The organism is Microbacterium galbinum, assembly GCF_023101185.1.
In the GTDB taxonomy this organism is placed as follows: Bacteria; Actinomycetota; Actinomycetes; order Actinomycetales; family Microbacteriaceae; genus Microbacterium; species Microbacterium galbinum.
Genome location: NZ_CP078077.1, coordinates 396781 through 423717, shown reverse-complemented (window position 1 = coordinate 423717; position 26937 = coordinate 396781). Strand labels below are relative to the sequence as shown.

28 protein-coding genes and 1 tRNA gene are annotated in these 26937 nt (G+C 69.4%); 16 read left to right on the top strand and 13 right to left on the bottom strand.

Going from position 1 to position 26937, the window contains the following annotated elements; all coding sequences use genetic code 11:
- Nucleotides 1–9: 9 nt before the first annotated feature.
- The gene (locus tag KV396_RS02150) at nt 10–639 is read left to right on the top strand and encodes an HD domain-containing protein (RefSeq protein WP_247634184.1); all 630 of its coding nucleotides are present in this window, start codon (nt 10–12) and stop codon (nt 637–639) included.
- An 18-nt stretch (nt 640–657) separates the two neighbouring features.
- On the opposite strand, the gene KV396_RS02145 is transcribed toward KV396_RS02150, so the two are convergent.
- Both KV396_RS02145 and KV396_RS02140 read right to left on the bottom strand, forming a co-directional pair.
- A tRNA-Lys gene (locus KV396_RS02145) sits at nt 658–730 on the bottom strand.
- A 136-nt stretch (nt 731–866) separates the two neighbouring features.
- Nucleotides 867–1529 (bottom strand): fasciclin domain-containing protein, encoded by a 663-nt coding sequence (locus tag KV396_RS02140; RefSeq protein WP_247634185.1) that lies wholly within the window; start codon nt 1527–1529, stop codon nt 867–869.
- A gap of 292 nt (nt 1530–1821) precedes the next feature.
- On the opposite strand from KV396_RS02140, the gene sigK reads away from it, so the two are divergent.
- The 4 genes from sigK (at nt 1822) to KV396_RS02120 (ending at nt 4955) form a co-directional block, all read left to right on the top strand.
- Nucleotides 1822–2421: an ECF RNA polymerase sigma factor SigK gene (gene sigK, locus KV396_RS02135; RefSeq protein ID WP_247957552.1), complete on the top strand. Its 600-nt coding sequence runs from the start codon at nt 1822–1824 to the stop codon at nt 2419–2421.
- Nucleotides 2418–3218 (top strand): anti-sigma factor, encoded by an 801-nt coding sequence (locus KV396_RS02130; RefSeq protein WP_247956683.1) that lies wholly within the window; start codon nt 2418–2420, stop codon nt 3216–3218. The genes sigK and KV396_RS02130 overlap by 4 nt, the downstream gene beginning before the upstream one ends.
- Before the next feature lie 29 nt (nt 3219–3247).
- Nucleotides 3248–3877 carry a DNA-directed RNA polymerase subunit beta gene (locus KV396_RS02125; protein ID WP_247956682.1) on the top strand — a complete coding sequence of 210 codons (630 nt, stop codon included), beginning with the start codon at nt 3248–3250 and terminating at the stop codon, nt 3875–3877.
- A 193-nt stretch (nt 3878–4070) separates the two neighbouring features.
- Nucleotides 4071–4955 (top strand): aminodeoxychorismate lyase, encoded by an 885-nt coding sequence (locus KV396_RS02120; protein WP_247956681.1) that lies wholly within the window; start codon nt 4071–4073, stop codon nt 4953–4955.
- Nucleotides 4956–5063: 108 nt separating this feature from the next.
- On the opposite strand, the gene pstB is transcribed toward KV396_RS02120, so the two are convergent.
- The 7 genes from pstB to KV396_RS02085 all read right to left on the bottom strand — a co-directional run bounded on the left by pstB (nt 5064) and on the right by KV396_RS02085 (nt 13167).
- Nucleotides 5064–5843, bottom strand: a complete 780-nt coding sequence (gene pstB, locus KV396_RS02115; protein ID WP_247625033.1) for a phosphate ABC transporter ATP-binding protein PstB — start codon at nt 5841–5843, stop codon at nt 5064–5066.
- A 28-nt stretch (nt 5844–5871) separates the two neighbouring features.
- The gene (gene pstA, locus KV396_RS02110; RefSeq protein ID WP_247634190.1) at nt 5872–6972 is read right to left on the bottom strand and encodes a phosphate ABC transporter permease PstA; all 1101 of its coding nucleotides are present in this window, start codon (nt 6970–6972) and stop codon (nt 5872–5874) included.
- A gap of 1 nt (nt 6973) precedes the next feature.
- Entirely contained in the window at nt 6974–7936 is a 963-nt protein-coding gene (pstC, locus tag KV396_RS02105; RefSeq protein WP_247625031.1) for a phosphate ABC transporter permease subunit PstC, read from the bottom strand.
- A gap of 100 nt (nt 7937–8036) precedes the next feature.
- Nucleotides 8037–9140 (bottom strand): phosphate ABC transporter substrate-binding protein PstS, encoded by a 1104-nt coding sequence (locus KV396_RS02100; protein ID WP_247634191.1) that lies wholly within the window; start codon nt 9138–9140, stop codon nt 8037–8039.
- A gap of 154 nt (nt 9141–9294) precedes the next feature.
- The gene (locus KV396_RS02095; RefSeq protein ID WP_247625029.1) at nt 9295–10269 is read right to left on the bottom strand and encodes an NUDIX hydrolase; all 975 of its coding nucleotides are present in this window, start codon (nt 10267–10269) and stop codon (nt 9295–9297) included.
- On the bottom strand, nt 10266–12431 hold the full coding sequence (locus tag KV396_RS02090) for an RNA degradosome polyphosphate kinase (protein WP_247956680.1): 2166 nt from the start codon (nt 12429–12431) through the stop codon (nt 10266–10268). The genes KV396_RS02095 and KV396_RS02090 overlap by 4 nt, the downstream gene beginning before the upstream one ends.
- A gap of 52 nt (nt 12432–12483) precedes the next feature.
- Nucleotides 12484–13167, bottom strand: coding sequence for a winged helix-turn-helix transcriptional regulator (locus tag KV396_RS02085; RefSeq protein WP_247625027.1), 684 nt, complete (start codon nt 13165–13167; stop codon nt 12484–12486).
- Between the two features lie 73 nt (nt 13168–13240).
- Here KV396_RS02085 and KV396_RS02080 point away from each other — a divergent pair, with 73 nt between their 5' ends.
- The 3 genes from KV396_RS02080 (at nt 13241) to ygfZ (ending at nt 15416) form a co-directional block, all read left to right on the top strand.
- Nucleotides 13241–13537, top strand: coding sequence for a hypothetical protein (locus tag KV396_RS02080; RefSeq protein WP_247625026.1), 297 nt, complete (start codon nt 13241–13243; stop codon nt 13535–13537).
- A 153-nt stretch (nt 13538–13690) separates the two neighbouring features.
- Nucleotides 13691–14293, top strand: coding sequence for an FABP family protein (locus KV396_RS02075; protein ID WP_247625025.1), 603 nt, complete (start codon nt 13691–13693; stop codon nt 14291–14293).
- A gap of 1 nt (nt 14294) precedes the next feature.
- Nucleotides 14295–15416: a CAF17-like 4Fe-4S cluster assembly/insertion protein YgfZ gene (gene ygfZ, locus KV396_RS02070; protein ID WP_247956679.1), complete on the top strand. Its 1122-nt coding sequence runs from the start codon at nt 14295–14297 to the stop codon at nt 15414–15416.
- 17 nt (nt 15417–15433) lie between these two features.
- Here ygfZ and KV396_RS02065 read toward each other — a convergent pair whose 3' ends face one another.
- On the bottom strand, nt 15434–16258 hold the full coding sequence (locus KV396_RS02065) for a methyltransferase domain-containing protein (RefSeq protein WP_247956678.1): 825 nt from the start codon (nt 16256–16258) through the stop codon (nt 15434–15436).
- 58 nt (nt 16259–16316) lie between these two features.
- Between KV396_RS02065 and KV396_RS02060 the strand changes: the two genes are divergently transcribed.
- Entirely contained in the window at nt 16317–17066 is a 750-nt protein-coding gene (locus tag KV396_RS02060; protein WP_247956677.1) for a phosphoglyceromutase, read from the top strand.
- 70 nt (nt 17067–17136) lie between these two features.
- Here the strand turns inward: KV396_RS02060 and phoU are convergent, their stop codons facing one another.
- Nucleotides 17137–17835, bottom strand: coding sequence for a phosphate signaling complex protein PhoU (phoU, locus tag KV396_RS02055; RefSeq protein WP_247625021.1), 699 nt, complete (start codon nt 17833–17835; stop codon nt 17137–17139).
- A gap of 221 nt (nt 17836–18056) precedes the next feature.
- Here phoU and KV396_RS02050 point away from each other — a divergent pair, with 221 nt between their 5' ends.
- Complete coding sequence (locus KV396_RS02050; RefSeq protein WP_247956676.1) at nt 18057–19277, top strand: sensor histidine kinase; 1221 nt, start codon at nt 18057–18059, stop codon at nt 19275–19277.
- A complete protein-coding gene (locus KV396_RS02045) occupies nt 19274–19957 on the top strand; it encodes a response regulator transcription factor (RefSeq protein WP_247625019.1) in 684 nt (227 codons plus the stop codon). Before KV396_RS02050 ends, KV396_RS02045 begins: the two co-directional genes overlap by 4 nt.
- Before the next feature lie 86 nt (nt 19958–20043).
- Here the strand turns inward: KV396_RS02045 and KV396_RS02040 are convergent, their stop codons facing one another.
- Nucleotides 20044–20517: a DNA modification methylase gene (locus KV396_RS02040; RefSeq protein ID WP_247634196.1), complete on the bottom strand. Its 474-nt coding sequence runs from the start codon at nt 20515–20517 to the stop codon at nt 20044–20046.
- Between the two features lie 134 nt (nt 20518–20651).
- Here KV396_RS02040 and KV396_RS02035 point away from each other — a divergent pair, with 134 nt between their 5' ends.
- The 5 genes from KV396_RS02035 (at nt 20652) to KV396_RS02015 (ending at nt 25572) form a co-directional block, all read left to right on the top strand.
- Nucleotides 20652–21134: a CarD family transcriptional regulator gene (locus KV396_RS02035; protein WP_247625017.1), complete on the top strand. Its 483-nt coding sequence runs from the start codon at nt 20652–20654 to the stop codon at nt 21132–21134.
- A gap of 76 nt (nt 21135–21210) precedes the next feature.
- The gene (ispD, locus tag KV396_RS02030) at nt 21211–22428 is read left to right on the top strand and encodes a 2-C-methyl-D-erythritol 4-phosphate cytidylyltransferase (RefSeq protein ID WP_247956675.1); all 1218 of its coding nucleotides are present in this window, start codon (nt 21211–21213) and stop codon (nt 22426–22428) included.
- Nucleotides 22429–22493: 65 nt separating this feature from the next.
- Entirely contained in the window at nt 22494–23903 is a 1410-nt protein-coding gene (gene cysS / locus KV396_RS02025; RefSeq protein WP_247956674.1) for a cysteine--tRNA ligase, read from the top strand.
- On the top strand, nt 23896–24900 hold the full coding sequence (gene rlmB / locus KV396_RS02020; RefSeq protein WP_247625014.1) for a 23S rRNA (guanosine(2251)-2'-O)-methyltransferase RlmB: 1005 nt from the start codon (nt 23896–23898) through the stop codon (nt 24898–24900). The genes cysS and rlmB overlap by 8 nt, the downstream gene beginning before the upstream one ends.
- A 30-nt stretch (nt 24901–24930) precedes the next feature.
- Complete coding sequence (locus KV396_RS02015) at nt 24931–25572, top strand: NAD(P)-dependent oxidoreductase (protein WP_247956673.1); 642 nt, start codon at nt 24931–24933, stop codon at nt 25570–25572.
- A 27-nt stretch (nt 25573–25599) separates the two neighbouring features.
- Here the strand turns inward: KV396_RS02015 and KV396_RS02010 are convergent, their stop codons facing one another.
- Nucleotides 25600–26910, bottom strand: coding sequence for a DUF4032 domain-containing protein (locus KV396_RS02010; RefSeq protein WP_247625012.1), 1311 nt, complete (start codon nt 26908–26910; stop codon nt 25600–25602).
- Nucleotides 26911–26937: the final 27 nt, after the last annotated feature.

Genomic DNA, 26937 nt, shown 5'->3' with positions numbered 1-26937 from the left:
GCTCGCACCATGTCGACCCCCGCGCCCGTCTCCGCTCTCGCCGACCGTCTGCTCGTGCCGCCCACCGCGGCGTCGGAGCGTGCGCTGGAGGTCGCGCGGCAGTGGTGCACGCCCGCCGTGCTGAACCACTCTCTGCGTTCGTGGGTCTGGGCGAAAGCCCTCGCCGAGTCGCGGGGCCTCGAGATCGACGAGGAACTGCTCTTCGTGGCATCCGTCCTGCACGACGTCGGGATCGTGCCCGCGTTCGACAGCCACACGGTGGCCTTCGAAGATGCGGGGGCCGCGGTCTCGGAGGTCTTCGCCGCCGGAGCCGGGTGGTCGCAGCACCGCCGCGAGCGGCTCGGCCAGGTAATCCAGCGGCACATGTGGGTGAGCGTCGACGCCGACGAGGATCCCGAGGGCCACCTGCTGGAGGCGGCGACCAGCCTCGATGTCGCGCACGCTGCCGCAGATCTGTGGGACGCGCAGCTCATCGCCGAGATCGTGCGGCGGGTGCCCCGGTTGACGTTCGCCGAGGAGTTCTCGGCCGCGATCGCCGACCAGGCGGCGCGCAAACCCGCGACGGCCGCCGCGAGGCTCGACGCCTCGAAGCGAATCGCCACGGGTGAGGATGCGTGGAAGGTCTCTCCCGACCGATGAACGGTGCGGGGAATGCGGTGGGCCCCGTGGGGCTCGAACCCACGACCCGCGGATTAAAAGTCCGATGCTCTGCCAACTGAGCTAGAGGCCCGTGCTCCCAGTCTAGGGCGCAGAAAGAGGGCCGTTGACGACACAGCTATCGTCAACGGCCCTCTTCAGCCCCGCGTCATCCCTCCCCGGATGACGGAGGTCGTCGTGCCGAGGTCCCCATCGGCACTCTCCCGCTCTTACTCAGCCGGGGGCATCAGCACCGTGTCGATGAGGTACACGGTGGCGTTCGCGGTCTGGACACCGCCGCAGATGACGTTGGCGCCGTTGACCTGCAGCTCGTCGCCGCTACCGGTGACCTCGAGGTCGGCTCCGTTGACGGTCGGGTGCGTGCCCACGATGTCGTCCGGCGTGATCTGGCCGGGGACGACGTGGTACGTCAGGATCGAGCTCAGCGTGGCGCTGTCGGTCTTGAGGGCGTCGATCGTGGCCGGGTCGATCTTCGCGAAGGCGTCGTCGACCGGTGCGAAGACCGTGAACTCGTCACCGTTGAGCGTGTCGACGAGGTCGACGTCGGGGTTGAGCTGTCCGCTGACCGCTGCGGTGAGCGTGGTGAGGATCGGGTTGTTGGATGCCGCGACCGCGACCGGGTCCTTCGACATGCCCTCGACCGAACCCGCGCCGTCCGGAACCTGCTCGGCGTAGGCCGCGCAACCGGGGCCCACGAGGTTGGCCGCGGGGTCCATCTCCATGGGCTCGGACGACTGCGAGCTCTCCGGCGCCATGGGCTCCTCGGATTCGGTGGTGCTTTCGCCGCTGCCCATGGAACATGCCGAGAGCAGGAACGCGCTCGCCACCGTGAGCGTCAGTGCTGCGGTGACCTTCTTCTTGGTGCTGAACATTTCGAGCTCCTTCAGATGAACTACCACCACGGCCTCTCCGTGGCGTTGACAGGTGTTCGGAACCCCTCGCCGATCGGATGGGAAGAATTCGAGATTTCTTCGAGATCCGTCTCGAACGGCCCCGCCAATCCGATCGGCGCACCAGCACGAACGACATCCGACGGAAAAGGAGCACGCGCGCGAGCGTGACGCGATCGTGATGCGGGGCGCGGGCCGCGGAATCTTCGAGAATTCCGCGAGGAATCAGCGGATATCGGGCGTCGGATGCAGAGCAGGAGGGGTGGAATACGGCATGCTTATGGAGATGGTCATCGATGGGATGGATGTTCCCGAGGACGGCACGGCGCGGGATGCCGTCGCCGACCTCCTCCTCGCCATCGCCGCCGGCGACCAGCGGGCCTTCGCGGAGCTCTACGACCTCCTCTCCTCCCGCGTGTTCGGGCTCATCCTCCGAGTCCTCGTGAACCGCTCGCAGAGCGAGGAAGTGCTCCAGGAGGTCTTTCTCGAGATCTGGCAATCCGCTTCGCGCTTCGCTCCGAACAAGGGGCAAGGACGAACATGGATCATGACGATGGCGCACCGCCGGGCGGTGGACCGCGTCCGATCCTCGCAGTCCAGTTCGGATCGAGATGTCCGGGCGGGACTGCGGGACATCGGGGTGGCCCACGACAGCGTGGCGGAGCAGGTCGAGTTGAGCATGGAAGGTGAGCGCGTCGTCGGCGCACTCTCCGGCCTACCCGAAGCTCAACGTGAAGCGATCGTCCTCGCCTACTACGGCGGTTACAGTCAGAACGAGATCGCGGCGCTCCTGGGGGCGCCGCTGGGGACGATCAAGACACGGATGCGGGATGGACTCACCCGGCTCCGGTCGGCGATGGGGGTGATGGCATGAACGAGAAGGACTTCGCAGAGCTCGCGGCTGGCGCCGCCCTGCACGCGCTCTCTCCTGAGGACGAGGCGCGCTTCCGTCGTACCCTCGACGAGCACCCCGAGTGGGAGCGCATCGTCGAGGCGGATGCCGCCACCGCCGCTACACTCTCGGCCCCGTTCACCGGTGAAGTGCCCCGGCCCGACATCCGCGCCGCGCTGCTCTCGCAGATCGCGCACACGCCGCAGGTGCAGGGCGCGCAGACGCCGCAGGACGGCCGCACGGACGACGAGCAGGCCGCGCCTGCCGCAGCGTCTTCCGGATCGGCCGACACCTCGACGGTCGACAGCATCCGCCCGCCCCGCCGCTGGTCACGCGCGATCTTCGCGCTCGCGGCGTGCCTCGCACTTCTGGTCGGCGTCGGCATCGGCTCTGTCGCGCTGAACGATTACCTCAACCGTCCGGCGAGCGTCGTGGCCCTCGAGCAGATCACGGGAGCGTCGGATGCCGCGCAGGCGAGTGTCACGCTCGACGACGGCACCACGGCCACGGCCCACTGGTCGGCATCGCTCGGCTCCGCCGTGCTCGTGACCGACGGTCTCGCTGCTCCTGCCGACGGCAAGACGTACGAGATGTGGTTCGTGCGCGGCGAAACCCCGGTTCCGGCCGGTGTGTTCGACGCCGATGGCACGACCGCCACCGCCGTGCTCTCCGGCTCGATGCACGAGGGCGACGTCATCGCCGTCACGGTCGAAGAAGAGGGCGGCTCGCCGAGCGGCCTGCCCACGACCGACCCGATCATCGCGATCCCCACGGCCTGAGCGTCACCGATCGCGCGTACCCTGGTGGGATGCCCGAGCAGCACCACCGCCCCGTGCGACGCCCCTCCGCCTCCTTCGACAACCTCGTCGGGGCGCACGATCCCGCCGAGGAGACGCGCATCGCGCACGCCACGGCATCCGCCCTGCTGGCGCGGGTGCGCGCCGACGAGAGCGGTGTGAGCGCCGATCGCCTGGTGGCCTTCACGGCCGAACACGGCATCGACGAGATCGCGGAACTGTGGTCCAAGGCGCCCTCGCGCACGCTTCCCGGTGCGCTCTGGCGGCTGTACCTGCTGCAGTTGGCGATCCACACCGATCCGCAGACCTCGGCGCTGCTGTACGAGCGCGGACGCGTCGAGCTTCCCTCGGTCGACGCCGCCATCGCCGGTGCTCCGGTCCCGGCGAGCCCGGAGGAGATCGTCGCGCTGGTCGACACGATTCTGCGCGGAGCGTTCCGCGGCGACTTCGCGGTGGCGCTTGAGCGCGCGGCCGCGTTCTGCCGCGTACAGGCGTCCGGAGCGACGCATACGGCCGACGACTACGAGGCGACCGAGCCGGGGCGGGCCAGTGAACTGACGACCCGGGCGCTGCGACTGAGCAGCTATGCGCAGGACCTCTCCGCGGCGAGTGTGCTGTGGCGGGCGGGCGCGCTGGCCTGAGCGGACGAGTGCGGCCCGGAGCGGGAAGTTCGGGCAAGAAGTCCGGGCAAGAAAAAAGACCGGGCCGCAAGAACGCCTCTCGGCGGAAGGCCGCTCGCAGCGGCGAAAAATGGAGCCCGGGGTTATGCGGCCCGGCCTGTACCAGTGTAACGCGAGACGAGCGAAGGTATTCCCGGCGCTCTAGGCTCGGATCATGAACCGGCGCTTCGCACTCATGATCGATCCCGTCACCGCCGACGAGCAGCGTGCCGACTACGGTGACACGTTCACCCACGTCGACGCGGCGGCTCCCGCCCTCAGCGTGGGCGAGTTGAGCACGCAGCGCGGCGACGGCGTGTTCGAGTCGATCGGAGTTATCGACGGCCACGCCCAGGAGGTCGTGCCGCACCTCGAGCGTCTCGCGCACTCCGCACGCCTGTGCGACCTGCCCGCGCCGAACCTGGCGCAGTGGCGGCAGGCGATCGATCAGGCCGCCGACGAGTGCGGCGAGGGCGAGGCCGTCATCAAGCTCATCCTCAGCAGGGGAGTGGAGCACGGACCGACGCCGACGGCATGGGTGACCGCGGCCCCGGCGGCGGACTTCCATGCCGTGCGCGCGAACGGTGTGCGTGTGGTGACCCTCGACCGCGGCTACGACCTCGGCGCTGCCGAACGGGCGCCGTGGCTGCTGCTGGGGGCGAAGACCCTCTCGTACGCCGTGAACATGGCCGCACTGCGGGAGGCGCACCGCCGTGACGCGGATGACGCGATCTTCCTCTCCAGCGACGGTTTCGTGCTCGAGGCGCCGACCGCCTCGCTGATCCTCCGGTTCGGAGACCGTTTCGTCACGCCGGCGCCGAACGGCGGCATCCTGCACGGCACCACGCAGCTGAGCGTCTACGAGCACCTCGCCGCGCGCGGTTTCGAGGTCGGGTACGACCGGATCCCGGCATCCGATCTTCCCCGGGCGGATGCCGCGTGGCTCGTGTCGAGCGTGCGTCTCGCGACGGCGATCAGCGCCGTCGACGGCGCCCCTCTCCCGGTCGACCAGCCTCTGACCGACGAGCTGAACACGTACCTGCTCTCGCCCCGCGACTGAGGCGGGCACCAGGTCCCCGAAGTCGTGCGGGGCCGGGGAGGGGAGGGCACGCGACAGGGCTCGGGGACCGAAGTCCCCGAGCCCTGTCAGACGGCCGACGGCGTCAGATCATCCGAAGCGGCCCGAGACGTAGTCCTCGGTGGCCTGCACGGACGGGGTGGTGAAGATCGACGTGGTGTCGTCGTACTCGATCAGCTTGCCGGGCTTGCCGGTGCCGGCGATGTTGAAGAACGCGGTCTTGTCGGAGACGCGCGACGCCTGCTGCATGTTGTGCGTGACGATGACGATCGTGAACTCGTTCTTGAGCTCGCCGATCAGCTCCTCGATCGCGTAGGTCGAGATCGGGTCGAGGGCCGAGCACGGCTCGTCCATCAGCAGCACCTCGGGCGAGACGGCGATCGCGCGGGCGATGCAGAGACGCTGCTGCTGTCCGCCCGAGAGGCCGGAACCCGGACGGTCGAGGCGGTCCTTGACCTCGTTCCACAGGTTCGCCCCGGTGAGCGACTTCTCGACGAGGTCATCCTGGTCGCTCTTCGACATGCGGCTGTTGTTGAGCTTGACGCCCGCGAGCACGTTCTCCTTGATCGACATCGTGGGGAACGGGTTGGGGCGCTGGAAGACCATGCCCACCTGGCGACGCACGAGCACGGGGTCGACGCCGGGGCCGTAGAGGTCCTTGCCGTCGAGGAGCACCTCGCCCTCGACGCGAGCGCCGGGGATGACCTCGTGCATGCGGTTGAGGGTGCGGAGGAACGTGGACTTGCCGCAGCCCGAGGGGCCGATGAACGCGGTGACGCTGCGCGGCTGGATGTCGAGGGAGACGCCCTCCACGGCGAGGAAGTTGCCGTAGTAGACGTTGAGGTCGTTGACTTCGATGCTCTTGGACACGTGTTTCCTGTTCTGAGTGGTCGGGCGCTCAGCGGCCGGAGGTCTTCGGGGCGAACAGCTTCGCGACGAGGCGCGCGAGCAGGTTCAGCACCATGACGATGAGGATGAGGGTGAGAGCAGCGGCCCAGGCCCGGGCGAGCGAGGCGTCCGGGTTGGTGCCCTGATTCATGTACTGGTTGTAGGCGAACACCGGAAGGGTCATCATCTGGCCGTTGAAGATGTTCGTGTTCAGGCTCTGCGTGAACCCGGCGGTGAGCAGCAGGGGAGCCGTCTCGCCGATCACGCGCGAGATCGCGAGCATGACCGAGGTCGTGATGCCGGCGATCGACGTCGGGAGGACGACCTTGAGGATCGTCAGCCACTTCGGCACGCCGAGTGCGTACGACGCCTCGCGGAGCTCGTTCGGCACGATCTTGAGCAGCTCCTCGCTGCCTCGCACGACGACCGGGGTCATCAGCACGGCCAGCGCGAGGGCGCCCATGATGCCCATCGAGATGCCCGGCTTGAAGATCAGAGCGAAGACCGCGTAGATGAACAGACCCGCGACGATCGAGGGGATGCCGGTCATGACGTCGACGAAGAACGTGATCGCCTTCGCGATCTTGCCGCGACCGTACTCGACGAGGTAGATCGAGGTCATGAGTCCGATCGGCACGGCGATGACCGTCGCGGTGAGGGTGATGAGGAGCGTGCCCCAGATCGCGTGGACGATGCCGCCGCCGTCGCCGATCACGTTGCGCATGGAGTAGCTGAAGAACTCGGCGTCGAAGCGCTCGATGCCGTTGGAGACGACCGTCCACAGCAGCGAGATCAGCGGCAGCAGCGCGATGAGGAACGCGGTCGCGACGAGCGCCGTCATGAGGCGGTCGACGGCCTTGCGGCGGCTCTCGACGATCGAGGAGATGACCGTGATGAGCACCATGTAGAGCAGGAGCCCGATGATGACGGTGCCGGCGATGTTGAAGTCCGCGAGGCTGGTGCCGATCGCGGCGACGCCGAAGACGGCGGCGCTGACCGCGAGCGATCCGCCGAGCAGGGCCCATGGGGTCCACCGGGGGAGCTTGCCCGCGGTGAGCGACGCTGCCGGGGCCGAGGCGACGGCGGTCGGGGTGGGGGTGAGGACGGTCATGTCAGTTCGCTCCCGAGAACTCGGCGCGGCGGGCGACGATCCATCGCGCCAACGCGTTGACCGCGAAGGTCACGATGAAGAGGATGAGGCCGGTCGCGATGAGCGTGTTGACTCCGGTGCCGTGCGCTTCGGGGAAGGCCAGGGCGATGTTGGCGGGGATCGGCGTCGGGTTCGTCGCGGTGAGCACGAGGAAGCTGACGACGGCCGAGGGCGACAGCACCATGGTCACGGCCATGGTCTCGCCGAGTGCGCGGCCGAGGGCGAGCATCGCCGCCGAGACCATACCGCCGCGGGCGAACGGCAGAACGGCCATTCGCACCATCTCCCAGCGGGTGGAGCCGAGCGCGAGCGCCGCCTCCTCGTGGAGCTTCGGCGTCTGCAGGAAGACCTCGCGGCAGATGGCGGTCATGATCGGGATGCACATCACGGCGAGCACGAGGGATGCCGTGAGGATCGTCTTTCCCGTCGACGACACCTGGCCGCCGAAGAACGGCACCCAGGAGGCGTGGGTGTTGAGCCAGGCGTAGATCGGCTGGAGGAGGGGGGCGAGCACGAGGCCGCCCCAGAGGCCGAAGACGACGGAGGGGACCGCGGCGAGCAGGTCGATCACGTAGCCGAGGAAGGCGGCGAGGCGACGGTGCGCGTAGTGCGAGATGAAGAGCGCGATGCCGATGGAGATCGGTGCGGCGATGAGCAGCGCGATGAACGAGGCCCAGAGCGTTCCGAAGACGAGGGGCCAGACGTACACCCAGAAGGATTCGCCCTTGAGGATGTGGTTGCCGGTGGTGTCGAGCTGGAACGCCGGGATGCTCTGGATGATGAGGAAGGCGGCGACCAGCGCGAGGACGACGAGGATGATGATCCCCGCTCCGAGAGCGGTACCGGAAAACACCCGGTCGCCGAGACGCTGCTTGGCCTTGATCGGTGCGTGCGGCGCTGCGGGCGCCTGCGCGGTCGTGCTCATGGTCTCCCTGTTTCGGGGCGGGGTGGAACGGGGGCTGACCGGGCGGAGCCCCCGCGTCCGATCGGGACGCGGGGGCACTGCCATCAGTCGATCGGCTGGATCAGCCGACCTGGATCAGGTCGATCGCGGCCTGGACCTGCTCGCGCAGCGAGTCCGAGATCGGGGCGCTGCCGGCGTTGTCCGCGGCAGCTTCCTGGCCCTCGGCGCTGGCGATGTAGGTGAGGTACTCCTTGACGAGCTCGGCGACGTTGGTGTCCTCGTACTGCTCGCACGCGATCAGGTAGCTGACCAGGGCGATCGGGTAGGAACCCTCGGCAGCGGATGCCGGGTCGACGTCGAAGACGAGGTCTCCGGCGCCACGTCCCTCGACGAGGGGCGAGCCCTCGACGAGCGCGGCAGCGGCCTCGGCCGAGTAGGCGACGAAGTCGCCGCCCACGCCGACGTGCACCTGGCCGAGGTCGCCGACCTGCGAGGCGTCGGCGAACCCGATCGCGCCGTTGCCCGCGGTGATGGCCTGGACGACACCCGAGGTGCCCTGAGCGGCCTCGCCACCCTCGATCGGCCAGACATCGGCCGGCTCGTAGGTCCAGACGTCACCGGCGGTCGCCGAGAGGTACTTGGTGAAGGTCTCCTGCGTGCCCGAGGGGTCGGAGCGGTGGACCGGCGAGATCGCCAGGTCGGGCAGCTCGACGCCGTCGTTCAGCGCGGCGATCTCGGGAGCGTTCCAGTTGGTGATCGTGCCGGCGAAGATGCCCGCGATCGTGGCTGCGTCGAGGTTGAGCGTGTCGATGCCTTCGATGTTGAACGCGACGGCGACCGGCGAGATGTAGAGCGGGACCTCGACGATGTCGTCGGTCACGCAGGCGCCGAAGCCGCCGGCGGCGATCTCCTCGTCGTTGAACGCACGGTCGGAGCCGATGAAGTTGCTGCCGCCCTCGAGGAAGTTCTCGCGGCCGGTGCCGGAGCCGGTGGGCTCGTAGTTGACGGTGACGTCGGGGTTCGCGGTCTGGAACGCGGCGACCCACGCCTCCTGCGCAGCGGTCTGCGACGACGCGCCGGTGGCGTCGATGGTGCCCGAGAGAGTGGAGTCGGAGGGGGCGTCGGACGAGCCGCCGGTGCCGCCTTCGTTCGCGGCGCAACCGGCCAGGGCGAGAGCAGCGACGGCGCCGATGGCGCCGATGCGAGCGATTCGGGAGATCTTCACTGTGGATCCGTTCGATCGTGGGAGGGGTTGAGGCCCGGTGCAGGGCACACAGTGACGCTAAGCGCGGCGGTTAACGAGACTCTCCCGCGCGGGTGAACGGAAGGTGAACGGCTGTCGACTCTCTGGGGTGCTACCCCCGGAATTCCGGGCCGCGTCAGACCTTCGGAATGTGCGTCTCGATCGAGATGATGCCGGATCCGGGGTTCGTGGCCGAGAGGTGAACCACGGAGAACGCCGCCGGCTCGAGGTCGGCCGCGCTGCTGAGGTAGGAGCCCTGGATCGTGGCGGTCGCGAGCGCGATCTCGGACAGGAGGCCGGGCAGAACGGGCCCGTGGCTGCAGAGCACGGCGGGCTTGCCGGAGCGTACGCGCCGCCCGACCACCGAGCGCAGATCGGAGGTTCCGTCCTCCCAGGCGTCCTGGCTGATGAGCTCGGTGCGCACGGCCTTTCGATCGAGCGCCTTGGCGAGCGGCTTCACGGTCTCGACGCATCGGACGGCGTCGCTCGTCACGATCTTCCGCACGCCGAAGGCGCGCAGGGGGCCGACGATCGACTTCGCCTGTCGGCGCCCGCGATCGGCGAGCGGGCGCTCGGCATCCGTACCGTCCCATTCGGAACGCGACAACGCCTTGGCGTGCCGCAGCACGATCAGTGGGAACGTACGCAGCGCGCCGTCCTCGACCAGGCGGGCGAAGAAGTCGAGGATCTCGTGGTCGACCGGGTAGCTGAGGCGCTCCCTGGCCTTCTTCACGCTGGCCCACTCGATCGCCGCGATCTCCCGGTTGGGCACGAACGTCGATGCGCGGATCGCGTCGTCGGTGGCCTCGGCGGCCCAGTAGTGCACGACCTTCTGCTTCATCGACGCGAGGTTGTAGCGGCTCACGCCCACGGGAACGCCCAGGGAGACGCGGATGCCGGTTTCCTCCTGCACCTCGCGCACGGCGGTCTCGGCGAGCATCTCGCCGGGATCGACCTTGCCCTTGGGCAGAGTGACGTCACGGTATTTGGTGCGGTGGATCAGCAGGATGCGCAGCTTGCCGTCGACGATGCGCCAGACGACGGCACCGGCCGCGTAGACGGCCTTGTCCGTCCACTTCGACCGCTCTGCGAAGGTCTGTCCGACCGTCATCGAACCGCCCGCGCACGCCGGCGTCGCTGAATCTGACCCATGGTCTTATCCTGCAGGTCGATCAGCGGCTTGCCGTCGGCATCCGCGGCGTGGCGCTCCCACACGCCGGCCGCGCCGAGGTGCCAGGAACTCGTCCCCGGATCCATCGCGAGGTCGAAGAACGCCAGGAGCTCTTTCAGATGCGCGGGTTCGGTGACGCGGACGAGCGCCTCGACGCGTCGGTCGAGGTTGCGGTGCATCATGTCGGCGCTGCCGATGTAGATCTGCGGATCGCCGCCGTTCTCGAAGGCGAAGATGCGCGAGTGCTCGAGATAGCGACCCAGGATGCTGCGCACCGTGATGTTGTCGCTGATGCCGTCGAGATCCGTGCGGAGGCTGCAGATGCCGCGCACCCACACGTCGACCTTCACCCCGGCCACGCTGGCACGGTAGAGCGCGTCGATGATCTCCTCGTCGACCATCGAGTTGACCTTGATGCGGATGTGCGCGGGCTTGCCGGCGACGGCGTTGGCGCGCTCGTTGTCGATCTGGCGCACGAGTCCCTTGCGCAGGTGCAGGGGCGCGACGAGCAGACGCTTGAACTTCTTCTCGATCGCGTAGCCGCTCAGCTCGTTGAAGAGGCGGGTGAGGTCCTTTCCGACCTGCGCGTCCGCGGTGAACAGCCCGAAGTCCTCGTAGATGCGGCTGGTCTTCGGGTTGTAGTTTCCGGTGCCGACGTGCGAGTAGTGCTGGAGCTTGCCGTCTTCCTCGCGGATCACGAGGGCGAGCTTGCAGTGCGTCTTGAGCCCGACCAGGCCGTACACGACGTGCACGCCGGCCTTCTCGAGCTTGCGCGCCCAGACGATGTTGTTCGCCTCGTCGAACCGTGCCTTGACCTCGACCAGGGCGAGCACCTGCTTGCCCGCTTCGGCGGCGTCGATCAGCGCCTGCACGACGGGGCTGTCTCCCGAGGTGCGGTACAGGGTCTGCTTGATGGCGAGCACGTGCGGATCACGGGCAGCCTGTTCGAGGAACGCCTGCACGCTCGTGGTGAACGACTCGTACGGGTGGTGCACGAGCACGTCGGACTTGCGGATGGCCTTGAACATGTCGGCACGCGTGCTGCTGTCGCCGGGCTGGAACGCGACGGCCGTGGTCGGAACGTGCGGCGGGTACCGCAGATCGGGGCGCTCGATGCGCGAGAGCCCGAAGAGTCCGCGCAGGTCGAGCGGTCCGGGGAGGCGGTAGACCTCCTGGTCGGTGATGTCGAGCTCCTTCACCAGCAGCTCGAGGGTCACGTCGTCCATGTCATCGGTGATCTCGAGGCGGATCGGCGGTCCGAACCGGCGGCGCAGCAGCTCGGCCTCGAGCGCCTGGATGAGGTTCTCGCTCTCGTCCTCCTCGATCTCGACGTCTTCGTTGCGGGTGAGGCGGAAGGCGTGGTGGTCGAGCACCTCCATACCGGGGAAGAGGTCTCCGAGGTGGTTGGCGATGAGCTCTTCGAGGCGCAGGTAGCGCGAGATCTCGCTGTTGCCCGGCACCTCCACGAACCGAGGCAGCATCGGCGGCACCTTGAGGCGCGCGAACTCCTGGCGACCCGTGCGTGCGTTGCGGATGCGGATCGCGAGGTTGAGCGACAGCCCCGAGATGTAGGGGAACGGATGCGCCGGGTCGACCGCGAGGGGCATGAGCACCGGGAACACCTGGGCCTGGAAGTAATCGGTCAGGCCCGCGCGCTCGTCATCGGTCAGCTCGTCCCACTCCGTGATCTCGACACCGGCGTCGGCGAGGGCGGGGCGCACGAGCGATGTCCAGGCATCCGCGTGCCGCAGCTGCAGCGCATGCGCCTCGCGCGAGATGTCGGCGAGGGCGTCGGAGGGGGAGCGGCCGATGTTGGTCGGCACGGCGAGGCCGGTGATGATGCGCCGTTTGAGGCCGGCGACGCGCACCATGAAGAACTCGTCGAGGTTGCTGGCGAAGATCGCCAGGAAGTTCGCCCGCTCGAGTTCGGGGAGCGAGGGATCCTCGGCCAGCTCGAGCACGCGCTGGTTGAACGCGAGCCAACTCAGCTCGCGATCGAGGTACCGGTGGTCCGGGAGGAGCGAGTCGGGGGCCTCGACGGCATCGAAGTCGTCGTCTTCGGCGTCGCCGAGACCTGCGTCGGCGAGAGCGGGATCCATCATGGGGTACATCTAAGCACCGAGAGGTGACACGCGCGTGAACGGATGCCCTCGGTTACCGCGAGCCCACCAGGGTGTCGTCCTCGTACACGTTGAAGCGGTAGCCGACGTTGCGGACCGTTCCGATGATCTGATCGGCGTCGCCGAGCTTGGCCCGCAGGCGCCGCACGTGCACGTCGACCGTGCGCGTGCCGCCGAAGTAGTCGTAGCCCCAGACCTCGCTGAGCAGTTGCTCGCGCGTGAACACCCGCGAGGGGTGAGTGGCGAGGAAGTGCAGGAGCTGGAACTCCTTGTAGGTGAGGTCGAGCGGCTTGCCGTGCAGCTTGGCGGAGTACGACTGCTCGTCGATCGTGACGCCGGATGCCTGCACACGCGTCGGGGCCGCGGCGTCGTCGCGGCGCGCGATCGCGAGCCGCAGGCGGGCGTCGGTCTCGGCGGGGCCGGCGGTCGAGAGCAGCACGTCGTCGATGCCCCAGTCGCCGGAGACGGCGCTCATGCCGCCTTCGGTGACGATGAGCAGCAGAGGTGCCTCCTGGCCGGTCGCGCGGAGCAGACGGCACAGCGACTTGGCGCCCGCGAGGTCGGTGCGGGCATCGACGATCACGATGTCGTACTCGGGGGCGCTCACGAGCCGCGCGGGCTCTGCGGGGATCTGGCGGACGGTGTGGCTGAGCAGCTCCAGCGCGGGCAGGACCGACTCCTCGGCAGGAGCATTCGTCAAGACCAGGATCTGGGGCACGCGTACTCCTCACCGGCGCGCGGGTCAACGCCGTGCGGCAATAATACCGGGGTCGATGAGTGACAATGGACGCATGACGCAACCCGCACTCGCTCCGCGCAGCCCGCTCGCCGGCGTGGTCGCCGTCTGGGCGGTCGCTCTGGTGGGCGCCGTGGCGATCGGCATCCTGGTCGGTGAGGAGTGGCGCATCCCGTGGATGCTGGTGGCCTTCGGCGGCGCCGTGCTCCTCTCGTTCGCCGTGCAGCTCTGGTACGGCCGCACCGAGGGATTCATCTTCCGGGTGGCGGGGAGCGTGATCGGCGCGCTGCTGCTCATGGGCGTGATCTCGGTCGGATTCGGGCTCGCCGCCCTCGCCACCGCCTCCGCCTGACAGTCGCGCTCACGCGCGGTAGGGTGGGAGCCATGGATCTCATGGCGCTCGAACTCTTCTTCATCGGCCTGCTGGGTCTGGCGAGCCTCGCGATCGTCTTCGTCTCGGCGGTCGTGCTGCGCAACCTCTTCCGCGGCCAGCGCTGAGCCGATCGTGCTCGAGCTTCCCACCGACCTCCCGGCCGACCTCGCCCCGCTCTCGTGGCTGATCGGCGTCTGGGAGGGAACAGGGGTCATCGACTACCCCGTCGGAGATGAGCGGCTGCAGGGCGAGTTCACGCATCGCGTGAGCTTCAGCCATGACGGCGGCCCGTTCCTGAACTACTCGGCCACCGCCACCTTCCTCACGGAGGAGGGCTCCCCGGCCTCCGCTCTGCTGGCCGAGACCGGTTTCTGGCGTCTCGCGCGCCCGGCGACGGACGCGGATGCCGGTCCGGCACTGCTGCCCCCGACTGCGGACGCCGTGGCCCGCACGGTCGATGACGTCGAGGAGCTGCGCGCCGAGAGCGGCGGCTTCCCGATCGAGGTGTCGCTCGCCCACGCCGACGGTGCGCTCGAGCTGTACCTGGGTGAGATCAACGGCCCGCGCATCGATATCGCCACGGATGCCGTGGTTCGCAGCTCCGGAGCCAAGGTGCACACCGCCTCCTCGCGGATGTACGGACTGGTAGACGGCCACCTGCTGTGGGCCTGGGACATCGCGGCCCTCGGCACCCCGTTGCGCTCGCACGCCTCCGCGCGACTGGCCAAGGTCTGACGTGGGCGCATTCGCCGAGATCGACGGCGCCGTCTCCGACGGAGACGTGATCGCGCACTTCGGCGACGCGTTCCGCGAGCAGCGCCGCCTCGCCGAGGGAGCTGCCTTCGTCCCGCTCGGCGATCGGGTCGTGATCGAGGTCGCGGGGCCCGAGCGGCTGAGCTGGCTCGACTCCATCACCTCGCAGGCGCTCGGCCGTCTCGCTCCGGGTGAGAGCACCGAGCTGCTGATCCTCGACCCGCAGGGTCGGGTCGAGCACGCGGCCGGAGTCCTCGACGACGGCGCATCGACCTGGTTGCTGGCGGATGCCGGTGACGCCGAGGCGCTCGCCGGATGGCTGACCCGCATGAAGTTCCGCGCGCAGGCCTCCGTCGGCATCCGTCCGGATCTCGTTCCGATCGGATTCCTCGACGGCGGAGCGATCGCGCCGGCGGTGGCCACGGCGGCGGCCGCACCGAGCGGTGCGCCCCTGATCTGGGCCGATCCGTGGCAGCACGTGTCCGCGGGCGGACACCAGTACGCCGAGGTCGCAGCGCACCCCGCCGCCGACTACGCGTGGCGGGTCGCGCTGCTGACGACCGAGGCCGCGGATGCTCTCGCGGTGTCGGCCGATCGCGACGCGCTGGCCGGGCTCCTCGCAGCAGAGGCGTTGCGGGTCGCCGCCTGGCGTCCGCGCTGGGCGACCGAGGTCGATGAGCGCTCCCTGCCGCACGAGTCCGATTGGATCCGCAGCGCCGTGCACCTGAACAAGGGCTGCTACCGCGGGCAGGAGACGGTCGCCAAGGTGCACAACCTCGGGCACCCGCCGCGGCGTCTGGCCGCGCTGCAGCTCGACGGCAGCGATGCGGTGCTGCCGGAGGCCGGGGCATCCGTCTTCGCGGGCGACGAGGAGGTCGGGCACCTGACCTCCGTGGCCCGGCACTTCGAGGACGGGCCGATCGCGCTCGCGATCCTCAGCCGCCGCGCACCGGTCGGCGACCTCGTCGTGCGAGCCAACGGCCTCGAGATCGCGGCTTCGCAGCAGGTCATCGTTCCGGCGGATGCCGGTGCGACGGCCGACATCCCGCGCCTCACCCGTCTGTCCCGTCGCCCGTCGGCACCGGACCCCCGCGCGCAGGTCTAGACCGACCGGGCTCCCGTTCAGGTCGCGGGCGCGACCGCCGACCACGGCAGCGTGAGCTCGCCCAGTCGCCACCGCGTCCGGCCGCCGAGCACGGGCCACCCCTGTGCGCGCAGCGCGCCCGCGGCGGCGAGGAAGCGCTGGGTCGCCCCGAACGTCGACAGTCCGGCGGCCCGATCCCACTCGCGGTCGAGGTCGGTCAGGAGGGCGTGAATGCGCTCGCCGGGGACGTTGCGGTGGATCAGAGCCTTCGGGAGACGCTCCGCGACGATGCTCGGACGGTCGAGATCGGCGAGCCGGAGCGAGAGGGTGAAGCGCAGCGGCGCAGCGTCCGGGGCGACGTCGATCCAGCTCGCGACGCGCCCGATCTCATCGCACGTGCCCTCGAACAACAGCCCACCGGGCGCCAGGCGCGAGGTCATGCGCGCCCAGGCATCCGGCACGTCCTGCTCGTCGTACTGGCGGAGCACGTTCATCGACCGGATGACCGCCGCGCGGCGTCCGTCGGGAAGCGGCACCTCGAACCCGCCGCGGCCGAAAGAGACGGGAAGGTCGGCGGCGAACGGCGTGCGGCCCGCGCGCACCTCCGCGAGCTGCGTCTCGGCGCTCGCGACGCGCGCGGGATCGATCTCGAGTCCGCGCACCTCGACGTCGGGCCGCACACGCACGAGGCGGGTCGCGAGCTCGAACGCGGTCACGCCGCTCGCCCCGTACCCGAGGTCGACGACGAGGGGATCGGATGCTCGACGGAGAGCGTCGCTCGCGGCGATCCAGCGGTCGTTGCGCCGCAGCCGGTTGGTCCCGGTGGTGCCGCGCGTGGGCCTGCCGAGGGGAGATGACGCCATGTCTCCATCCTCCCAGCATCCTGTTCGGTCGCACCGTCCGGGCGGATAAACTGACGACATGACTGCGAAGCGCACCCTCATCCTGCTCCGTCACGGCCGGAGCGAGTGGAACGAACTGAACCTCTTCACCGGCTGGGTGGACGTCCGCCTGAACGAGCAGGGGCAGAAGGAGGCACGCCGCGGCGGAGAGCTGCTCGCCGAGTCCGGCATCCTGCCCGACGTGCTGCACACCTCGCTGCTGAGCCGCGCGATCCAGACCGCGAACATCGCCCTCGACGCCGCCGACCGGCTGTGGATCCCGGTGACGCGCTCGTGGCGCCTCAACGAGCGTCACTACGGTGCGCTGCAGGGCAAGGACAAGGCGCAGACGCTCGAAGAGTTCGGTCCCGAGCAGTTCCAGCTGTGGCGTCGCTCGTTCGACGTTCCGCCGCCCGTGCTCGACGACGACAGCGAGTTCAGCCAGGTGCACGACGTCCGCTATGCGGGCATCGACGGCGAGGTGCCGCGCACCGAGTCGCTCAAGCTCGTCATCGATCGACTCCTCCCGTACTGGGAGAGCGCGATCGTCCCCGACCTCGAGGCCGGCAAGACCGTGCTCGTCACGGCGCACGGCAACTCGCTCCGCGGCCTCGTGAAGCACCTCGAGGGCATCAGCGACGAAGACATCGCCGAGCTGAACATCCCCACCGGCATCCCGCTCGTCTACCAACTCGACGAGAACAACGTGCCCACCGGTCCCGGCCGCTACCTCGACCCCGAGGCCGCCGCCGCCGGTGCCGCTGCGGTCGCCGCGCAGGGCAAGAAGTAACCTCCACGCACGACACGACGAAGCCCCCGGTGCTCAGGCGCCGGGGGCTTCGTCGTGGGGATGCTGCGGGTCAGGCGTGACCGAGCTCCTGCTGCTGCTCGACGGCGAGGGCGATGTCGTCCTCGGCAACGGCCCAGTCTCCGGTCGACAGGTAGACGTACTTCTTCGCGACGGCCACGGCGTGGTCGGCGAAGCGTTCGTGGTAGCGGCTGGCGAGCGTGGCGTCGACCGTGGCCGTGGCCTCGCCCTTCCAGTTGTCGCTGAGCACCTTCTCGAAGACGGTGGCGTGCAACTCGTCGACGTCGTCGTCCGCATTGCGGATCGCGTCGGCGAAACGGAGGTCCTGAGTGCGCAGCAGCTCGGAGAGCGTCCGCGAGATCTCGACGTCGAGCTCGCCCATCTTCACGAAGGTGCCCTTGAGGCCCTTCGGGATGGCGCGCTCCGGGAAGCGGAGGCGTGCGAGCTGGGCGATGTGCTCGGACATGTCGCCCATGCGCTCGAGCGACGCGCTGACGCGCAGTGCCGTGACGACGATGCGCAGGTCGCGGGCGACCGGCTGCTGACGGGCGAGGATCTCGATGGCCTGCTCGTCGAGGGCGACGGCGAGCTCGTCGATCTTGGCGTCGTCGGCGATGACCTCTTCGGCCAACGCGACGTCGCTCGTCGCGAACGCACGTGTCGCCTTGTCGATCGAGACCGTGACGAGGTCGGCGATCTCCACGAGGCGGGACTGCAGGTCCTCGAGGGACTGGTGGAAGACTTCGCGCATGGTGGGGCGCAACCTTTCATGTGAATCTCGACTGGTGTCAGCGCGAGACGGCGGGGTCGTCCGCACGGGAGGAGCAGGACCGCGCTCCCGCACAGGCCCGAAGCGATTGTCTGCTCCGAAGGTTAACGAACGGTGCCCAGCACGTGAATAGTACTTCTCTCGTTGCCGCTGTGGCCCGGAAACCCGCCGGAGAGAGGGTGAACGCACTCTACGCTGGAGACATGACCGAGACGCAGATCGCCTTGATCGCCCTGGCCGTCGGCCTGGCGATCGGTGTCGGCCTCTCGCTCCTTCTCGCCTGGGCGTACCGTGCGCGGGCCCGTGTCGCGGAGGAGACCTCGAGCGCCGTTCCCGAGGGGATCGTCGACGTTCTCGCGAGCATGGACGATGCGGCCTGCGTGGTCGACACGTCGGGGCTCGTGCTCGCCGCATCGGTCGCCGCCTCGCGGTTCGGGATCGACGTGGGCTCGACCCTCGACAACCCGGAACTGCGTCTGCTCGTGCGCGGCGTGCGCGCCGACGGCGGCACCGCGACGGAGTCGATGCGCATCACCCGCGGGGGGCTGAGCCTCGACCCGCGTCTCGTCTCGGCGCGTGCGAGCGTGCTCGGACCGCGTCTGACCCTGCTGATCATCCGGGATGTCACGGAGCAGGAACGCCTCGACCAGATGCGGCGCGATTTCGTCGCGAACACCAGCCATGAGCTCAAGACCCCGGTCGGTGCGGTGACTCTGCTCGCGGAGGCGATCGAGTCGGCCGCCGACGACCCGGCCCAGGTGCGCATCTTCGCGACGCGCATCTCGGCGGAGGCGGGCCGTCTCGCGCAGCTGACCGGTCGCATCATGAGCCTCTCCCGGCTCCAGGCCGACGACGGCCTGGGCGACGTCACCCCCGTCGCGATCGACGAGGTCATCGCGAAGTCCATCGAGGCGCACGTCGTGCAGGCCGATGCCGCGGGAGTCGAGATCACGCGCGGCGGCGACCGCGGGATCTGGGTGCGCGGTGACGCGCAGATCCTCGTCGAAGCCGTCGGGAACCTCATCGTGAACGCGATCGTGTACTCGCCGAGCGGATCCCGCGTCGGGGTCGGCGTGCGCGCCGAGGACGGCGTCGTGGAGATCGCGGTGTCGGACCAGGGCATCGGCATCGCCGAGACCGATCGTGAGCGCATCTTCGAGCGTTTCTACCGCGCGGACGAGGCGCGCTCGCGCCGCACCGGCGGCACCGGCCTCGGCCTGTCGATCGTCAAGCACGCCACGCAGCGGCACGGTGGCGAGGTGCGCCTGTGGTCGCGCCCGGGGCGCGGCTCGACGTTCACGATGCGGCTTCCCCTGATCGACGCACCGCCGAAGGCGGATGCCGGCAAGAAGAGCAAGAAGAAGCGCGAACGGAAGGCCGCCAAGGCCGGCGCCGTTCGCGTACGGAAAGGTGACCGCGCATGACCCGCATCCTCCTCGTCGAAGACGAGCCCGATCTCGCCGATCCGCTGGCGTACCTGTTGCGTCGGGAGGGGTACGAGGTCGAGATCGCCGAGGACGGCCCGACGGCGCTCACGGCGTTCCGCGAGCGCGGTGCCGACATCGTTCTGCTCGACCTGATGCTGCCGGGGATGCCGGGCACGGAGGTGTGCCGTCAGATCCGCTCGTCGTCGGCGGTGCCGATCATCATGCTCACGGCGAAGGACTCCGAGGTCGACATCGTGGTGGGGCTCGAGCTCGGAGCCGACGACTACATCACGAAGCCGTACTCCTCGCGCGAGCTGCTCGCCCGTATGCGGGCGGTGCTGCGCCGGGTGGTGCAGGCCGACAGCGAGCTCGACGAGCGCGTGCTCGACGGCGGGCGCGTGTCGCTCGACATCGACCGGCACACGGTGTCGGTGGCGGGGCAGCTGATCAACATGCCGCTGAAGGAGTTCGAACTGCTGGAGGTGCTGATGCGCAACGCGGGTCGAGTGCTCACCCGCGGACAGCTCATCGACCGGGTCTGGGGTAGCGACTACTTCGGCGACACGAAGACCCTCGACGTGCACATCAAGCGCATCCGCTCGCGCATCGAGGTCAACCCCAGCGAGCCGGTCATGCTCGTCACCGTGCGGGGTCTCGGCTACCGCTTCGAGGCCTGAGCCACCGCGTCCCGAGCGCACCGGACGGTCTCCGGACAGCGAGAAGGCCGGCTCCCGAGGGAGCCGGCCTTCTGCGTGCGTCTGGATCAGTTCTCTTCGGGAACCAGATCCGCGTAGTAGGGGAGGCCGCCGTCGAGCACCGGGATGGCCGTCTTCACGCCGGTGGAGTCACCGGACTGGAAGTGGATCTCGACCGTGGAGCCCGGCTTCGAGTCGAGGCCGACGATGCGCAGCGGCTCGGCGTCGGCGCCCAGGCTGATGCTGTCACCCGCGGGAACCGTGATGGTGAACGCGTCGTTGTCGGCGAAGGCGATGGTGATGGTCGCGCGGTCGTCGGTCGGGTTCACGAAGGCGCCGATGAGGTTGCCCACCGTGCCGTCCTCGTTCGCGACGATGAACACGTTGCGCGCGTCGATCGGGCCCTCGGCGTCGGAGACGTTCACGCCGTCCGAGGCGGAGTACTCGATCTTCGTCGCCTGCGGCGAGATGAACGTGCATCCGGTCGCGCCGAGAAGAACGACGGCGCTGAGGGCAGCAGACGCAACAAGGCGCGATTTCACGGGTCCTCCTGGGGTACGACGGGATATCCGCAACCATTCTACGGGTACGCGGACCGCGCCTCGGGACGAGGGGGCGCAAACCTTAGCGCATAACCCCTGTGGTATCCTTGAGGTTGCCGAAAGGATACGTTTTTATGCTTTTTGAGGTTGGCGAGACCGTCGTCTATCCGCACCATGGCGCTGCGACCATCATCGAGGTCAAGGAGCGCATCATCAAGGGTGAGGCGAAGAAGTACCTGAAGCTCAATGTGACGCAGGGCGACCTGATCATCGAGGTTCCTGCCGAGAACGTCGACCTGGTCGGTGTCCGCGACGTGATCGGCAAGGAGGGCCTCGACCACGTGTTCGAGGTTCTGCGTGCTCCGTTCACCGAGGAGCCCACCAACTGGTCGCGCCGCTACAAGGCGAACCTCGAGAAGCTCGCCTCCGGCGATGTGATCAAGGTGAGCGAGGTCGTGCGCGACCTGTGGCGCCGTGACCAGGACCGCGGTCTGTCCGCCGGAGAGAAGCGGATGCTGGCGAAGGCTCGCCAGATCCTCATCTCCGAGCTGGCGCTCGCGGAGAAGACCGACGAGGACAAGGCGGGCGCGATGCTCGACGAGGTCCTCGCGTCCTGATCCGAGTTTCCCGAAGGGGGCGGATGCTTCGGCATCCGCCCCCTTCGTCGTTCCCGGCAGGCGGTAGCGTGAAGACGTGACTCTGCTTCCCGTGCCGCACGTCGCGGTCATCGTCGTCGCCGCCGGATCCGGTACCCGCCTGGCGGCGGGCGCGCCGAAAGCCCTCGTCGGAATCGACGGGCGTTCGATCCTGCGCCACGCCCTCGACGGCGTGTTCGCCGCCGCCCCCGCGCAGGTGATCGTCGTCGCGCCCGCGGGCTTCGAAGGCGACGCCGAGACCGAGGTGCGCGAGGCCGCCGGGGATCGCGTCGACCTCGCACGGGTCGTCGTGGGAGGGGACACGCGCCAGGAGTCCGTCGCGGCGGGGATCGCGGCGCTCTGGGGCGATGTGCGCACCGTGCTGGTGCACGACGCCGCCCGTGCGCTGACCCCGCCCGCGCAGATCGACGCCGTCGCCGCCGCTGTCGCCGAGGGCACCGGCATCATCCCCGCGCTCCCGGTGATCGATACGCTCAAGCGGGTCGACGGCGACAGCATCGTCGCCCCGGTCGATCGTTCCGAGCTCGCCGCGGCGCAGACCCCCCAGGGCTTCCCGCGCGCCGCGCTCGAGGCGGCGTACGACGCCGCCGCCGCTGCGGGGATCGAGTACACCGACGACGCCGCGCTGTTCGCCGCCGCCGGATACACCGTCCGACACATCCCCGGCGATGCCCGCGCCTTCAAGATCACGACGCCGGACGACCTCGACCGAGCGCGACGGCTGCTCGCCGAGGCGCCCGCGCTGCCCCTGCACGTGCCGGCGTCCGCCCCGAACCTGCCGCGCGTCGGCCTCGGCACCGACGTCCACGCCTTCGGCGGAGAGGGCGACCTGTGGTTGGCCGGACTGCGGTGGCCCGGCGAACCGGCGCTCTCGGGGCACTCCGACGGCGACGCGGTCGCGCACGCCATCGTCGACGCCCTGCTCGGTGCTGCCGGCCTGGGCGACATCGGTGAGCACTTCGGCACCGCGCATCCCGAGTACGCGGGTGCGCACGCCGCGGTCTTCCTGGCGCACACCCGCGAACTGCTCGGTGAGGCGGGCTTCGTGATCGGCAACGTCTCGGCGCAGTTCCAGGGCAACCGTCCGCGGTTCAGCGCGCGCCGTGCCGAGGCCGAGCAGGCGCTCTCGGATGCGCTCGGCGGTGCCCCCGTCTCGGTGACCGCGACGACCACCGATGCGCTCGGCTTCCCGGGGCGCGGGGAGGGCATCGCCGTGACCGCGGTCGCACTCGTCTTCCCGGCCACGGCGCCCTGACGCACCGGCCGCGGCCTGCGCGTCACTCTCGGGGCGCGCGGGGGCGGGCCGAGTAGGCTTGAGCGGTGACTCTCCGCCTCTACGACACCCGTGCGCAGGACCTGCGCGACTTCGTGCCGCTCGACCCCGGAAACGTCACGATGTACGTGTGCGGTCCGACCGTGCAGTCCGGTCCGCACATCGGGCACGTCCGCGCGGCGCTCAGCTTCGATCTGCTGCGCCGGTGGCTCGAGAAGCGGCACGGACGCGTCACCTTCGTGCGCAACGTGACCGACATCGACGACAAGGTGCTCGCGAACGCCACCGACGCGGAGCCCTGGTGGGCCCTCGCCTATCGGATCGAGCAGGAGTTCGCCGCAGCCTACGCCGGCATCGGCATCCTGCCCCCGACGTACGAACCGCGCGCGACGGCATCCGTCCCGCAGATGCAGGAGCTCATCGCGCTGCTCATCGATCGCGGCCACGCGTACCCCGCCGCCGACGGCTCGGGCGATGTGTACTTCGACGTGCGCTCGTGGGCCGAGTACGGTGCGCTGACGCACCAGTCGATCGACGCGATGGAGGCGGCGGAGGACGCCGACCCCCGTGGAAAGCGCAATCCCCAGGACTTCGCCCTCTGGAAGGGCTCGAAGAGCGATGAGCCCGCGGATGCCCGATGGGTGTCTCCGTGGGGTGAAGGCCGGCCCGGCTGGCACATCGAATGCTCCGCGATGGCGAAGCGCTATCTCGGACCGGAGTTCGACATCCACGGCGGGGGTCTCGACCTGCGCTTCCCGCACCACGAGAACGAGTTGGCGCAGTCGACGGCCGCGGGCGATGCGTTCGCGCGGTACTGGGTGCACAACGGCCTGGTCACCGTGAACGGGCAGAAGATGTCGAAGTCGCTCGGAAACTTCACCCTGGCCGCCGACGTCCTCGCCGCCCGCGATCCGCTCGTCGTGCGCTACGCGCTCGCGGCGGCGCACTACCGCTCGAGCCTCGACCTGTCGGAGTCGTCGTGGACGGAGGCCGAGGCCGCGCTCGGACGCATCCGCACCTTCCTCGAACGGGGCGAGCGGCTCGCGAAGCCGGGCTGGGGCCAGGCGAAGGAGGGACTCCCGCAGGAGTTCGTCGAGGCCATGGACGACGACCTCTCGGTACCCCGGGCGCTCGCCGCGATCCATACGAGCATCCGCTCCGGAAATGCGCTCCTCGACGCGGGCAAGTACGATGAGGCGAGGCAGGACGTGATGGACGTCATTCAGATGACGCTCGTCCTGGGGATCAATCCGCACTCTTCGCAGTGGAACGGCACCGGCGGGGGAGCCGAGGCCGCCGCACTGGACGCACTCGTCCAGACGATGATCACCCAGCGCGCACAGGCGCGTGCCGACAAGGACTGGGCGGCAGCCGATCGCATCCGTGACGCGATCGCAGCCGCAGGAATCACGCTGGAGGATACTCCGGCCGGAACTCATTGGAGTATCGATGGCTAAGCCACAGCGCCCCGGCGCGAACAAGGGCAACAAGAAGGGCCCCACCAAGGGCACCGGCGGTCTCGGGCGCAAGGCGCTCGAAGGACGCGGACCCACGCCGAAGGCCGAGGACCGCGCCTGGCACCCCGCCGGCAAGCGCAAGGCCGCGGCCGAGCGCTACGCCGCGTCCGGCGGCAAGGGCAAGCCGGGCCAGCGCCAGACCGCCGGCGGCAACCCGAACCGTTCGGCGCGCTCCAAGGACAACACGACGGAGACCGAGGTCGTCACCGGCCGCAACTCGGTGCTCGAGGCGCTGCGCGCGAAGATCCCGGCGACGGCGTTCTACATCGCGCAGCGGGTCGAGATGGACGACCGCGTGAAGGAGATGCTCTCGATCGCGACGCACCGCGGCATCCCGGTGCTCGAGGTCACGCGCCAGGAGCTCGACCGTATGGCCGGATTCGACGGCGTGCATCAGGGCGTCGCCATCAAGGTGCCGCCCTACGAGTACGCGCACCCGCAAGATCTGCTCGAGAAGGCGATCGACAAGGGCCAGGTCCCGCTGTTCGTCGCTCTGGACGGCATCACCGACTCCCGCAACCTCGGCGCGATCATCCGCTCGGCGGCCGCGTTCGGCAGCCACGGCGTGATCCTGCCGCAGCGCCGTTCGGCGGGGGTGAACTCCGCCGCCTGGAAGACGAGCGCCGGTGCCGCCGCGCGTCTGCCCGTCGCGCTCGCGACGAACCTGACCACCCAGCTCAAGGAGTTCAAGAAGCAGGGTGTGTTCATCCTCGGCCTCGCCGGTGACGGCGACGTCGATCTGCCCGCGCTCCAGCTCGCCGATCGCGCGGTCGTCATCGTCGCCGGCGCCGAGGGCAAGGGCCTCTCGCGCCTCGTTCGCGAGACCTGCGATCAGATCGTCTCGATCCCGATCTCCACGGCCACCGAGTCGCTGAACGTCGGCATCGCCACCTCCGTCGCCCTGTACCAGGTCGCGACGATCCGCTCCACGAAGTAGTCGCCGCAGCATCCGAAGGGAAGAGCCCGCATGAGTCGCATCGTCATCCTCGGAGGGACCGGCTACGCCGGTCGTCACATCGCCGCAGAGGCGGTGAGCCGCGGTCACGAGGTCGTCGCGGTGTCGCGCTCGGTGCCGACGGATGCCGTGGAGGGCGTCGCGTACATCCAGGGCTCCGTGCTGGACCTCGCTCCTCTCGCCGGCGCCTTCGCGGGGGCGGATGCGGTGGTCTCCGCGCTCTCCCCGCGCGGCGACATGGAGGACCGCGTGCTCGACGCGCTCGAGGGCGTGGCCCGACAGCTCAGCGGCACCGGCACGCGCCTGGGCGTGGTCGGAGGAGCGGGCGGCAGCCTGGTCGCCCCGGGCGGCCCGCGACTGTTCGACCAGGACTTCCCCGAGGAGTACAAGCACGAGGCGCAGGTGGGAATCGACTCGCTCGCGTTCCTCGAGAGCACGGATGCCTCGCTCGACTGGTTCTTCGTGCACCCCGCGGAGGTCTTCGGGCCCTGGGCCGAGGGGGAGCGCACCGGCCATTACCGTGACGGCGGAGACGTGCTCGTGCGCGACGCCGACGGCAAGTCCTACATCTCGGGCGCGGATTTCGCCGTCGCGGTCGTCGACGAGATCGAGCAGGGCAACCACCACCGCGAGCGGTTCACCGTCGGCTACTGACCGCGAACGGGCATCGCGCCCCGAGGATCAGACGAGATCGCGCCAGTCGATGTCGCCGTCCTCGTCTTCGTCGGTGGTGCGCGTGGCGCCGGTGATGACGGGAAGGCTCATCGTCTCGGTGGGAGGCCCCATGATGGTGGCCTCGTCGCGACGGTGGCGGAGCACCTCGTTGATATAACTCGTCAGCACCTCGGCGAGCGGTACCGGGCGTCCCTGCGCCTGCGACAGGTACCACCGGTGCTCGAGCACCTGGTGGAACACCTCCGCCGGTTCGAGCTTCGCGCGCAGGTCGTAGGGGATCGCGCGCACGACGGGCTCGAAGACGCGCGTCAGCCACTCGTGCGCGTACATCTCCTCATCGGACCACTGCTTGGTGGAACGCGCGCGGAACTCGTCGAGGTCGTTGAGCAGGCGACGTGCCTGATTCTCCTCGACGTCGAGGCCGGTGAGGCGGATGAGTCGCCGCTGGTGGTGGCCGGCATCGACGACCTTCGGCTGGATCTCGACGACCGCGCCGTCGGCCGTGGTCGTCATCGACATCTCGTCGATGTCGAAACCGAGGGCGTTCAGCCGCTCGACGCGCTCGGTGATGCGCCAGGTCTCGGATGCCGAGAAGGAGTCCTGTGCGGTCAGCTCGGCCCAGAGCGACCGGTACGACGAGACGATGCCGTCGGCGATCGCGACCGCGTCCACACCGTTCTCGAGGCGCCCGCCGGCGGCGAGGTCCATGATCTCGCCGGCGATGTTCGTGCGGGCGAGATCGAGATCGTAGGCGCGCTGCCCGTCGGTCAGCCCCTCCTCGTGGAGTTCGCCGGTCTCGGCGTCGACGAGGTACGCGGCGAACGCGCCCGCATCGCGGCGGAACAGCGTGTTCGACAGCGATACGTCGCCCCAGTAGAAGCCGACGTTGTGCAGGCGCACCAGCAGGAGGGCGAGGGCGTCGACGAGTCGAGTGGCGGTGTCGGGGCGCAGCACGCGGGTGAACAGCGCACGGTACGGCATCGAGAAGCGCAGGTGCGAGGTCACCAGGGCGGCCGGGAGCGCTTCGCCGTCGGCATCCGTTCGCCCGGCGATGACGGCGACCCGGTCGACGCAGGGCACGTCGAGGCGGGCGAGGTTGCCGAGCATCTCGTACTCGCGGCGCGCCATCTCCTCGGTGGTCTCCTTCACCGCGACGACCCGTCCCGACAGATCGGCGAAGCGCACGAGGTGCCGCGACAGACCCTTCGGGAGCGAGACGATGTGCTCGGAGGGCCAGCGGGCGAGCGTCGTCGACCAGGGGAGGCCGAGGAGGCCGGGGTCGACGGTGCTGGCGGTGATGCGCAGCGAATCCTGCATGGCGCTCCTGGGAAGTCGGGGTGGACG

Coding starts and splice junctions, on each gene's coding strand:
- KV396_RS02150 (WP_247634184.1), top strand. CDS start 10: ATGTCGACCCCCGCGCCCGTCTCCGCTCTCGCCGACCGTCTGCTCGTG.
- KV396_RS02140 (WP_247634185.1), bottom strand. CDS start 1,529: ATGTTCAGCACCAAGAAGAAGGTCACCGCAGCACTGACGCTCACGGTG.
- sigK (WP_247957552.1), top strand. CDS start 1,822: ATGCTTATGGAGATGGTCATCGATGGGATGGATGTTCCCGAGGACGGC.
- KV396_RS02130 (WP_247956683.1), top strand. CDS start 2,418: ATGAACGAGAAGGACTTCGCAGAGCTCGCGGCTGGCGCCGCCCTGCAC.
- KV396_RS02125 (WP_247956682.1), top strand. CDS start 3,248: ATGCCCGAGCAGCACCACCGCCCCGTGCGACGCCCCTCCGCCTCCTTC.
- KV396_RS02120 (WP_247956681.1), top strand. CDS start 4,071: ATGAACCGGCGCTTCGCACTCATGATCGATCCCGTCACCGCCGACGAG.
- pstA (WP_247634190.1), bottom strand. CDS start 6,972: ATGACCGTCCTCACCCCCACCCCGACCGCCGTCGCCTCGGCCCCGGCA.
- pstC (WP_247625031.1), bottom strand. CDS start 7,936: ATGAGCACGACCGCGCAGGCGCCCGCAGCGCCGCACGCACCGATCAAG.
- KV396_RS02095 (WP_247625029.1), bottom strand. CDS start 10,269: ATGACGGTCGGACAGACCTTCGCAGAGCGGTCGAAGTGGACGGACAAG.
- KV396_RS02090 (WP_247956680.1), bottom strand. CDS start 12,431: ATGATGGATCCCGCTCTCGCCGACGCAGGTCTCGGCGACGCCGAAGAC.
- KV396_RS02080 (WP_247625026.1), top strand. CDS start 13,241: ATGACGCAACCCGCACTCGCTCCGCGCAGCCCGCTCGCCGGCGTGGTC.
- KV396_RS02065 (WP_247956678.1), bottom strand. CDS start 16,258: ATGGCGTCATCTCCCCTCGGCAGGCCCACGCGCGGCACCACCGGGACC.
- KV396_RS02060 (WP_247956677.1), top strand. CDS start 16,317: ATGACTGCGAAGCGCACCCTCATCCTGCTCCGTCACGGCCGGAGCGAG.
- phoU (WP_247625021.1), bottom strand. CDS start 17,835: ATGCGCGAAGTCTTCCACCAGTCCCTCGAGGACCTGCAGTCCCGCCTC.
- KV396_RS02050 (WP_247956676.1), top strand. CDS start 18,057: ATGACCGAGACGCAGATCGCCTTGATCGCCCTGGCCGTCGGCCTGGCG.
- KV396_RS02045 (WP_247625019.1), top strand. CDS start 19,274: ATGACCCGCATCCTCCTCGTCGAAGACGAGCCCGATCTCGCCGATCCG.
- KV396_RS02035 (WP_247625017.1), top strand. CDS start 20,652: ATGCTTTTTGAGGTTGGCGAGACCGTCGTCTATCCGCACCATGGCGCT.
- rlmB (WP_247625014.1), top strand. CDS start 23,896: ATGGCTAAGCCACAGCGCCCCGGCGCGAACAAGGGCAACAAGAAGGGC.
- KV396_RS02015 (WP_247956673.1), top strand. CDS start 24,931: ATGAGTCGCATCGTCATCCTCGGAGGGACCGGCTACGCCGGTCGTCAC.
- KV396_RS02010 (WP_247625012.1), bottom strand. CDS start 26,910: ATGCAGGATTCGCTGCGCATCACCGCCAGCACCGTCGACCCCGGCCTC.